The organism is Actinomadura sp. GC306 (assembly GCF_004348665.1).
Classification (GTDB): Bacteria; Actinomycetota; Actinomycetes; order Streptosporangiales; family Streptosporangiaceae; genus Spirillospora.
Map to the genome: position 1 here is coordinate 1 of NZ_SMKM01000252.1, position 9837 is coordinate 9837.

A 9837-nucleotide genomic window follows, 5' to 3' on the forward strand; every position below is an offset into this window, starting at 1 on the left:
GGCCGGCGCCGGGGGCGGGGCCGCGGGGAGCAGCATCCGGACGCGGGCGCCGCCCATCTCGCAGGTGCGGATCTCCAGGCTGCCGCCGTATCCGGAGATGAGGTCGTGGACGATGCCGAGCCCGAGCGAGGCGAGACCCGGCCGGTGCGTCCCGCGGTCCGCGCCGAAGCCGGGGCCGTCGTCGTCGACCTGGACGGCGATCCACCCCTGCTCGGTCTCGACCCGGACGCTCACCCGGCCCTCCGCGACGCGGCACGCGTTGTCCAGGACGTTGCGGACCGCCCGCCACAGCGCGACCGGGTCCATGTGGGCCCACGCCTCGCCGCCGGTGAAGCACACCTCGTGCGGGGTGGCCAGCCGCATTCCGGTGACGACCTCGGCGGTGAGGTCGTCCACGCGGATGCGCTCCGGGACGGGCAGCGCCCGGCCGTCGTCGCGGCCGGGCCCGTCGTCGTCGAGCCGCCGGAGCAGGTGGTCGAGCCAGCGGGTCTCGCCGAGCAGCTGCTCGACGCGGGCGCGGCTCGTGTCGCCGATGTCGTCGGCGACCACGACGGCCGACGCCAGCATGATGATCGTGCCGAGCTCGTGCCGGATGTCGTGCCGGAGCCGCCGCCGCCACAGGGCCTGCTCCGCACGTCCCGCGCCGGCCTCGCGGGGGCCGCCCGGACCGGTTCCGGTGAGCGTCCCCACGCCCGTCGAAACGTCCGCCGGCGACGACCGAGACCGTCCGTTGCCCATGAGAACCCCCGTCCGACGTTCTTCGGCACCCGCCATAGACGGTCACCCCGCCCGCCCGCGCATGTCCAGTCAATTGGCGGCAACAGCCGAGTGTATGTCCAGAAGTGGACATACACCTGAGTAACGTCAACTATGTCCTTTATAGAAGCGTCCAAGGCGCGATAGGCCGAACCTCGGCCGCCTTTTCATGAAGAGTCTCTTTCATGCCTACGGCGTAGCCGCTTTGCGCATTCCTGTGGGTGCCCTCGCGCGGCCGGGGAGAGACAGTCTCCTCATGCCGAAGGTAACCTTTCTCGGACATGCGGGCGTCGCGGTGGACGCGGCCGCCTTCCGCCTGCTCGCGGACCCGTGGCTCGCCCCCACCGGGGCGTTCCTCGGGGCCTGGCACCAGTACCCGAGGAACGATCATCTCGACGCCGCCGCGGTGCTCGACGCCGACTGGATCGCGGTCTCGCACGAGCACCTAGATCATTTCGACCCGTGGGTGCTGAGGCGGCTTCCCGGGCGAACCCGGATCCTCATTCCGTGCTATCCCGGACCGGCCTTCCGGGAACGGATGATCGCCGCCGCCGGCGGCCGCCAGGTAATCGAGGTGCCGGCGTGGGAGAAATTCCCGCTCGACAATCGGGGGTCCTGGATCACCGCGATTCCGGAACTGTCCCCGATGTGTCACGATGCGGCCTTTCTCGTCGTCGCGGACGGGCGCGGAATCCTGCACTGCAACGACGCCCGGCTCACCGCCGCGCAGGCCCGCCGCGCCAAGCACCTGGCGGGCGGCAGGCTCGACCTGATGGCCGTGCAGGCGTCCGTCGCGTCCTGGCACCCGATCTGCTACGAGTACCCCGCCGCGGAGATGGCCAAGATCTCCATGGACAAGCGGGTGGCGAAGCTGCGCTCCGTGCAGCGCCTCGTCCGGCAGACCGCGCCGGAGCTGGCCGCCCCGTTCGCCGGCCCGCCGTGCTTCCTGGACGCGGAGGTCGGCCACCTCAACTGGGTCCTCGACCGGGACGAGGGCGCCTACTGCGACCCGGACGCCGCCACCGCCTGGCTCCGCGAGCACCTGCCCGCACAGCGCTGGGACTACTTCAAGCCGGGCGACGTCCTCGACCTCGACACCGGCGAGTGCACCCGCGACCCGGTCTCGGCCGCGTTCTCCTTCGCCGATCCCGGCGACTACCTCGACCGCTACGCCGCCGACCGCGCGGACGCCATCGCCGGGGTGGTCTCGGACCATCCGGAACCCGGGCCCGGCCTGTACGAGCGGTTCGCCGCCCACTTCGCCTACCTGGGCGGCCTCAGCGACTACTTCCTCCGCCAGATCGCGATGATCGTCCGCTTCGAGGTGACCGGCCCCAACGGCGGCGTCTGGGACGTGGACTTCTCCCCGGACGGACTCACCGTCGCCAAGGCGTCCCCCGACGTCCGCCCGCACTACCGCATCACCACCGCGGGCCGCTGGGTCAGCGCCATCCTCGACGGCCGCATGGCCTGGGAAGACCTCCTGATCTCGTTCCGCGTCAGCCTCTACCGCGACCCCGACCTCTACAACGACTACCTGGTCGGCCTCCTCAAGCACGCCAACGCGCCCGCGCTGATGGCCGTCGAGGAGTACGAGACCGGACGGGACGAGAGCGAGCGCATCACCGTCGAGTGCGACGGCGCCCGCTACGACATCCCCCGCTACTGCCCGCACGCGGGTGAGGACCTGTCGGTGGGCGCCGTGGTGCGCGACGGCCGGATCCACTGCCTCGCCCACAACTTCGCCTTCGACCTCGCGACGGGGAACTGCGTGAACGCCCGAGCCGCCAACCTGACCAGCCGCCGCCTCTGAGCCCGTCCCGCCTGCGGCGTGCTGCCGTTGTCCGGTCCGCCATAACCGGCAGCACGCCGCACGTGTGTGAACGCGAATAGCGGGTCACGATGTGGGCACGGAGGGTGTGTCCGGCAAAGGGTGTAGATCATGACGTGTTAGTATTTTGGCTGTTCAGCTGGGGGTTAGAGGGGTGCGCGGGGTGGACCGCAAGAGGCTCGGCCTATGGGCCGTCGCGTTCGTTTTGGTCGTCGGTGTCATGGAGGTTCTGGCCCTGAAGCTCGGATCGCTGGAGCTTCCGCTCCCGACCGGTCCGGAGCGGCCGACCGTCGCCGACCGGCCGGCTCAGGTCGGCGAGAGCCCGAGCCAGAACTGATCCCCGCCGGGACGGCGCCCCGGATCAACCGCTGTTGCGGGCCTTCATGAGGCTCTGCAGGTCGGGGTGTTCGCCGCCGGTGGCATCGGCGAGGGTGGGGCAGGCCCATTCGTCCTGGTGGCCCCAGGAGTAGGAGATCTCCAGCGGGGGCCTCGGCGCGAGCCGGTCCCAGCGGGCGAGGATCTCCCGGAACTGGGCCCGGGTCGGCAGCCAGTACTGCTTGTCGCCGCTGGAGCAGCTCTGCCCGAACGTCTGCAGGACGGGCGCGACCCGCGCGCGCGGGATGCCGGCCTCGTCCGCCATGCGGACCATCCGGTCGATCGCCCCGATGTCGCAGCGGTCGAGGGGCTCCGCCGACCCCTTGCAGGGGTAGGGGTCGAGCCCGACCAGGTCGACGCCGACGCGCTCGGGGGTGAGCGGCTCCATCGGGAAGTCGGTGAGCGAGACGTACGAGACCTGCCCCGGCGCGTTCCGCTCGATGTACTCGGCGCGGCGGCGGATCTCCCCGGCGACCTCGGGGCATTCGTCGGCGTTCGGCTCGTCCGACAGGTACCAGCCGAACACCCGCGGGTCCCGGCCGAAGCGGTCGACGGCGTCCGTGAACTCCGCGAAGCCGAGCGCGAAGTCCCCGCATTGGAAGTTGCCGACCCACAGCATCGCCTCCATGCCCGGGGGGATGCCGTCGACGAGCTCCGCGTTGGGAGTGACGTCCACGAGGTCGTAGCCGAGGGCGCGCAGGCGCGGGTAGTCGGCGGGTTCGGTGTTCAGCGCGATGCGGCGCGTGCCGGCCGGCTCGGCGGCGGGCGTCCCGGGCGCGGCGGGCGGCCCCCGGTACGGCGGCTCGGGGGCGGGCCGCGCCGCATCCAGCCGGAGCACGAGGCCGGTGAGCAGCAGCACGGCGGCGGCCGCGGCGGCCGCCGTGACCAGGGACCGGACGCTCCGGAGGCGCATGCGTACCTTTTCTGGCGGGCGGCTAGGCGGCGGAGCCCGGCCGCTCCGCGGGCCGGGCGGTCTCCGGCGGCGCCGCCGCCTCCCGCACGCTCCCGTCCGCCGATACCCGCAGCGGCGGGACGCTGAAACCGAGGACGTACCAGACGGTCTGCGCCAGCGTCCGGAGCGTCGCGCGCATCGACGGGTCGCCGAGGTACACCGCGTCGACCGCGGCCTGCGCCGGGACGAGCCGCTCGACATAGAAGGCGAGGTCGACCTCCTCGCCGGGCGGCAGGACGTCGGCGTCGCGGAACCTGACCTGCGACATCCCCGTCATCCCCGGCCGGTGGTCGAAGATCCACCGCAACCGCGCGTCGTAGTACACGGCGAGGTCGTAGGTCTCCGGGCGCGGCCCCACCAGCGTCATGTCGCCGCGCAGGACGTTCACGAGCTGCGGCAGCTCGTCCAGGTAGAAGCGGCGCAGGAACCGGCCGAGCCGGGTGACCCGCGGGTCGCTGGTCGCGGTGACCTTCATGCCGCTCGCGTCCCGCCGCATCGTCCGGAACTTGAGGATGGTGAACGGCCGGCCGCCCTGCCCGACCCGGGTCTGCCGGAAGATCCCCGGGCCCCGGCTCGTCAGCCGCACCAGCGCGTAGATGAGCACCAGGGGGACCGAGAGCAGCGCCAGCCCGGTCAGCGCCCCCGCGATGTCCAGCGCCCGGCGGCCGCGCGAGGGCGGGACCCCGCCGGACGGTTCGACGGGCCGGGCGATGAGGTCCTCGGACATGGTCACCCCTTCTCTCTGACGGGCCGGTCTCTGACGGGCCGGTCTCTCACGTGGTGGAACCAGGCCAGCAGGGCCGCCGTGGTGGCGATGAAGGAGACGGACGTCGCGACCGCGGCGCCCGCCGCGCCGTGCGCCGGGATCAGCACGACGCCGAGCGCGACGACGACCACCAGCCCGATCGCCTGCCCGGTGGACGCCGCCCCCGGCCGCCCCACCCCGTACAGGTAGGCCATGATCAGCCCCGTCACCCCGAACGTGACGACGCCCGCGAGGCGGATGTAGGTGGGCACGACCGCGTCGTCGAAAACGTCGCCGAACACCCACGGCAGCGCCGTCCCGGCGATGAGCGCGAGCGGCAGCGCGGCGAGGACGGAGACGCCGAGCGCCGGCAGGATGAGCGCGGCGGTGCGGCGCGCGGCGCTCCGCCGGTCCTCCCGCGCGAAGTCGGGGTACAGGACATAGTTCATCGCGAGGCCGGGAAGCTGCACCAGTTCCGCGAACTTGCTGGCGACCGTGTACACGCCCAGCACCTTCGGCCCGGCGAGCGCGCCCAGCAGCGCCATGTCGAAGCGGAGCTGGAGCAGGTCGATGAGCTGGCCGACGTAGCCCCGGAACCCGTACCCGGTGATGGTCCTGCCGAGCCGCGCGTCGGGCCGTCCCCAGCTGCGGAAGAACCCGCGCCGCCGCAGCCGCCGCGCGATCCACGCCGCGGCGGCGAGGTCGGCGAGGACGAGCCCGGAGACGAGCGCGCCCGCCCCGTGCCAGGCCAGCAGGATCGCGATGTAGATGGGCAGGAACACGAACTCCTCGACGGCGATGGCGAGGCTCGCGCCGTTCGGGTCGTCGGTCCCCTGCAGCAGCCCCTTCCCGACGGACACGAACCCCTGCGTGAACGCCGGGACGGCCGCGGCGAGCGTCACCCAGACGCCGAACGACTCGAAGAACACCAGGAAGAGCAGCGGGCTCAGCGCGAGCCAGCTCAGCGCGGCCAGGACCGCCCCGATGACGGTCAGCCAGGCGAGCGTCGGCCGCACCCGGCTCGGGCCCTGCTCGTCCCGCGCCAGGAAGTAGGGCGCGGCGGCCGGGAGCCCGCCGTTCGACAGGTGGCAGAGCAGCCCCGGCAGGATCCGTACGAGCGTGAACGCCCCGACCAGCTCCGGCCCGCCGACCCGCGCGACGAGGACCGTCGCGACCCCGAGCGACGCCAGCGCCCCCACCCGCGCCGCCATGTTCCCGGCGACCAGCGACACGAGCCGCCTGCGAAGCCCCTTCTCGCCAGTGCTCTTCCCGCCAGTGCTCTTCCCGCCGGGACTCTTCTCGCCGGGACTCTTCTCGCCGGAGCTCTTCTTGTCGGGGACCTTCTCGCCTGGGGACTCCTGCTCAGGGGCGGCAGCCGGCGGAGGGACGGAGAACTCCGGCGTGCAGCGGGGCGGCGGGGCGGCCCGTGGTGAGGGTCGTGGTGATGGGCGTGGTGATGGGCGTGGTGATGGGAGAACCGCGGCGGGTGCGCGGCGGCGGCCGTAGAGGTCGAGGGCGGCGATCAGCCCGAAGACGGCGAAGCCGTGCCGGTAGTGCAGGACCTCGTAGAACAGCCCGCAGACGAGGAACACCACCAGCAGGGCGCCGAAGAGCTCGGGATGCGGGACGAGCCGCGCGTACTCGGGTTTCAGCGCGTCCCGCCGCGCGATCCGCAGGGTCCGCAGGACCAGCACCGACAGCAGCAGGACAAGCGCGACCCCGCCGAGGAACCCGCGTTCGAGGACGGAGGCGATGTAGTCGTTGTGCGCCTCCTGGACGTACGCCTCCTGCCGGACCCGCATCTGCGTCTCGGTCTGCGCGGCGCCGATGCCCCACGGGTGGTCCTGGGCCTTGATCATCTCCCAGGTCGTGGCGAAGACCGTGCTGCGCGACTCGGTGCTCTCCCCGGTCGTCCGGCCGATGGAGTCGCGCAGGAGCGGCGACGCATGCCCGGCACGGTCCAGGAACGGCTGGACGTCGATCTGGGCGACCGCCACGACCGCGCCGCCGCCGAAGAACACGGCGGCGGCGCCGACCGCGACGGCGTGGTGGGCCCTGCCCTCGCGGAACAGCCGGAACAGGTGGCCGAGCACGAGGGCGCAGCACAGCGCGAGCAGGCCGCCGTTCGAGCCGGTCAGCAGCTCGGCGGCGAGCAGGATCCCGCACACCGTCCGGCGCAGCCACGCCCGCTCCGGGTAGCGGGTGGCGCGCACGATGAAGAAGACGCAGATGAACCAGTTGGCCGCGTAGTTGGCGTCGCCGAACGTGAACATGAGGCGCTCGCCGTCGGGCTGCTTGCCGGACAGCGCGTCGTTCCCGATCGCGAACCCGGCCATCATGACGAGCGCGTAGCACGTGCCGGTCCAGACGAAGGCGCGCAGCGCGACGCGGAGCAGTGACGGGTCGCGGCCGAGGGTGGCGATGCAGACCGCCCACAGCAGCACGTACAGGTCTTTGAGGAGGGTCAGCGACCCGGCGCCGTCATTGGCCAGGGCCGCGATGCCGCCCGCGACGACGGTGAGCAGGGTCGGCACGAGGTAGGGCCAGCGGACCGGCGCCTTCCGCGTCCCCGCCCACAGGAACGTCACCAGGACGAGGCCGCCGAGCACCGCGTCGGGCAGGGCGGTGTTGCCGGGCCCGGGGGCGAGCCCGGCGGGCATCAGCATCGGCAGCGACGCGATGCCGGCGACCAGGGCGACGGCCTCCGGCCGCCGTGCCGACCGGCCCGGCCGCCGGAGCGGCGGGAGGTCCCGCGGCGCCCCGGCGTCCGGGGCGGTCCGCGCGGCGGCCCTGGTCGCGGTCGCGGTCATGTCCGCAGGTAGGGCCGCCTGGAGGTGCCCCGGTACGTCTCGTCCAGCACCGTGCCGAGGTGGGCGGGGGAGAACCACGCGCCGACCCGGCCGCGGGCGCGCTCGGCCATCCGGTCGGCGGCGGCCGGATCGTCGAGCATCGCCGCGATGGCGCCGGCGAGCCCCTCCGGGTCCTCCGGCGGAACGAGCAGCCCGGTCTCGCCCGCGAGGACGAGGTCCTGGTTGGACGGGACGGCCGTCGCCACCAGCGGGATCCCCGCGCCGATCGCCTCGACCAGCGCGCAGGGCAGGCCCTCCCACCGGCTCGCCATCGCCATCAGGTCGAACGCCGGCAGGACGGCGGCGACGTCGTCGCTGTGCCCGAGCCAGCGCATCCGGTCCTCGACGCCGAGTTTCGCGGTGAGCCTCGCCAGCCGCTCCGCCATGGGGCCGCCGCCGACCCACAGCCCGAACACGTCGTCCGGCAGCCGGGCGATGGCCTTCGCGAAGATTTCCGGGCCCTTCTGGAAGGTGAGCCGGCCGACCGACCCGACGACCTGCACGCCGAGGGGCAGGTCGAGGCGGCGGCGCGCCTGCGCCCTGGCCCCGGGCGCGGCGGCGTAGGCGTCGATGTCCACGGCCGGCCACGACAGCCGCACCCGCTCCGGGCTGGTGAGGCCGAGGCGCAGCGCGGTCGTCACCGTGTCCGTCCCGACCCCGAGGAAGGCGTCGGTGTGCTTCGCTGCGATCCGTTCCAGCCGGATGTAGGCGGTGCGCCGCGCCCACGACTGGAACTCGTTGAACGGGAACCCGTGCCAGGTGTGCACGATGCGGGGCACCCCCGCGCGCGCCGCCGCTAGCCGTCCGATGACGCCCGCCTTGGACGAGTGGGTGTGGACGACGTCGTACCGCCCCTCCTTCAGCACCCTCGTCAGGACCGACAGCGCGGCGAGGTCGTCGCGCGGCGAGATCTGCGGCACCAGCGGCCCCACCTGGACGATCTCCATCCCGGCACGGTGCGCGTCGGGGGTGAGGTCGCCGGCGGCGGCGTTCGCCACGGCCTCGTCGCCGTGCAGGACGGCGTCCCGGCCCGTGCCGGAGCGGCCCGCGGACGGTTCGCTGTCCATGCCGACGCCGCCGGTGACGATCGCGCGCTCGTAGGTGCCGTCCGGCAGTGCCAGCGCCCCGTTCAGCGCCACCCGGCCGCCGCCGCCGTTGAAGCGGGTGATGACCTGCGCGACGCGCAGCTTCCTACCTGTACTCACGGGTTCCTACCTGTACTCACGGGTCACCTCACTGGCCGGGAGGGGACGCCTGGCCGGCCGGTACTCCGGCAGCAGGCGGCGCAGCAGCAGCCGCACCTCGTCCGCGTCGCCCGCCCCGGCCGCCGCGGCGAGCGCGTCGAGCAGCGGCGGCAGCCCGCCGGGCGGCGGTGGCGGCCGGGTCCCCCAGATCTTCGGGTGGGCGGTGCGGATGCGCCGCTCGGAGTCGGCGAACGCCTTCTCGGTGAGCTTCTCGCCGGGGCCGAGGCCGCGGAACCTGATCGTCACGGCGGGGGCGCGGAGCTGCGCCGCGTACCGCTGGACCAGGTCGAGCACCGGGACGGGGCGGCCGATGTCGAGGGCGAACGTCTCCGCCTCCTCCGCGAGCGCCGCCGCCTCGACCAGCAGGCCCGCCGCCTCCGCCACCGTCATGACGTGCCGCGCCGCCTCCGGGTGCGCGAGCGTCACGACCTCCCCGGCGGCGATGCGGCGGGCGAGCGGGCCGAGCGGCGCGCCCGGCGCCCCGAGGACCCCGCCGACGCGGACGGCGGCGAAGCACGTCGGGCCGCCCGTCGCCGTCTGCAGCAGCAGTTCCGCGAGCCGCATCGTCGCGCCGAGCACCGACGTCGGCTCCGCCGCCCGGTCGGACGAGACGAGCACGAACCGTGGCACCCCGTGCCGCACCGCGGCGTCGAGGACGTGCCGGGTGCCGAGCACGTTGGCGGCGACGCCGCCGCACGGGTCTTCCTCGACGGCCGCCAGCCGGTGCCGGCCCGCCGCGTGGAACAGCCGCTCGGGCCGCGCCTCCCCGACGACGGCGGCGACGCGGGCGGCGTCCCGCACGTCCGCCTCGGCGAGGGTGACCCGCCCGCCGCCCGGCCGCCCGGCCAGCTCCCGGGCGAGCCGCTCCAGCCCGCGGCCGTCCTTGTCGACCAGGCACAGTGCGGCCGGGTCGAGCCGCCACACCCGCCGGCACAGCGCGCCGCCGACCGTCCCGCAGGCACCGGTGACCAGCACCCGCCGGCCGCGCAGCAGGCGCCGCCCGCGCGGATCGCCGAGCAGGATCTCGTCCCGGTTCAGCAGCGGGTCGAACGGGCCGGCGTGCGGTGCGGCGGACGGTGCGGCGG

At 73.9% G+C, this 9837-nt stretch carries 8 protein-coding genes; 2 read left to right on the forward strand and 6 right to left on the reverse strand.

Annotated elements, in window-relative coordinates:
• Nucleotides 1–690: sensor histidine kinase (locus tag E1200_RS26655; protein ID WP_131954825.1), on the reverse strand; the 690-nt coding region annotated here is incomplete at its 3' end.
• A gap of 322 nt (nt 691–1012) precedes the next feature.
• On the opposite strand from E1200_RS26655, the gene E1200_RS26660 reads away from it, so the two are divergent.
• Together E1200_RS26660 and E1200_RS33990 are read left to right on the forward strand one after the other, a co-directional pair.
• The gene (locus E1200_RS26660; protein WP_207933559.1) at nt 1013–2569 is read left to right on the forward strand and encodes a Rieske 2Fe-2S domain-containing protein; all 1557 of its coding nucleotides are present in this window, start codon (nt 1013–1015) and stop codon (nt 2567–2569) included.
• Between the two features lie 181 nt (nt 2570–2750).
• Entirely contained in the window at nt 2751–2924 is a 174-nt protein-coding gene (locus tag E1200_RS33990) for a hypothetical protein (RefSeq protein ID WP_165950471.1), read from the forward strand.
• A gap of 24 nt (nt 2925–2948) precedes the next feature.
• Here E1200_RS33990 and E1200_RS26665 read toward each other — a convergent pair whose 3' ends face one another.
• From E1200_RS26665 to E1200_RS26685, 5 genes are all read right to left on the reverse strand, one after another.
• On the reverse strand, nt 2949–3875 hold the full coding sequence (locus E1200_RS26665) for a hypothetical protein (RefSeq protein ID WP_131954827.1): 927 nt from the start codon (nt 3873–3875) through the stop codon (nt 2949–2951).
• 22 nt (nt 3876–3897) lie between these two features.
• A complete protein-coding gene (locus E1200_RS26670) occupies nt 3898–4641 on the reverse strand; it encodes a sugar transferase (RefSeq protein WP_131954828.1) in 744 nt (247 codons plus the stop codon).
• Between the two features lie 2 nt (nt 4642–4643).
• Nucleotides 4644–7469, reverse strand: a complete 2826-nt coding sequence (locus E1200_RS26675; RefSeq protein ID WP_131954829.1) for a lipopolysaccharide biosynthesis protein — start codon at nt 7467–7469, stop codon at nt 4644–4646.
• Entirely contained in the window at nt 7466–8713 is a 1248-nt protein-coding gene (locus E1200_RS26680) for a glycosyltransferase (protein WP_131954830.1), read from the reverse strand. Before E1200_RS26680 ends, E1200_RS26675 begins: the two co-directional genes overlap by 4 nt.
• Nucleotides 8714–8719: 6 nt before the next feature.
• A partial coding sequence (locus E1200_RS26685; protein ID WP_131954831.1) for an SDR family NAD(P)-dependent oxidoreductase occupies nt 8720–9837 on the reverse strand: 1118 nt, incomplete at its 5' end.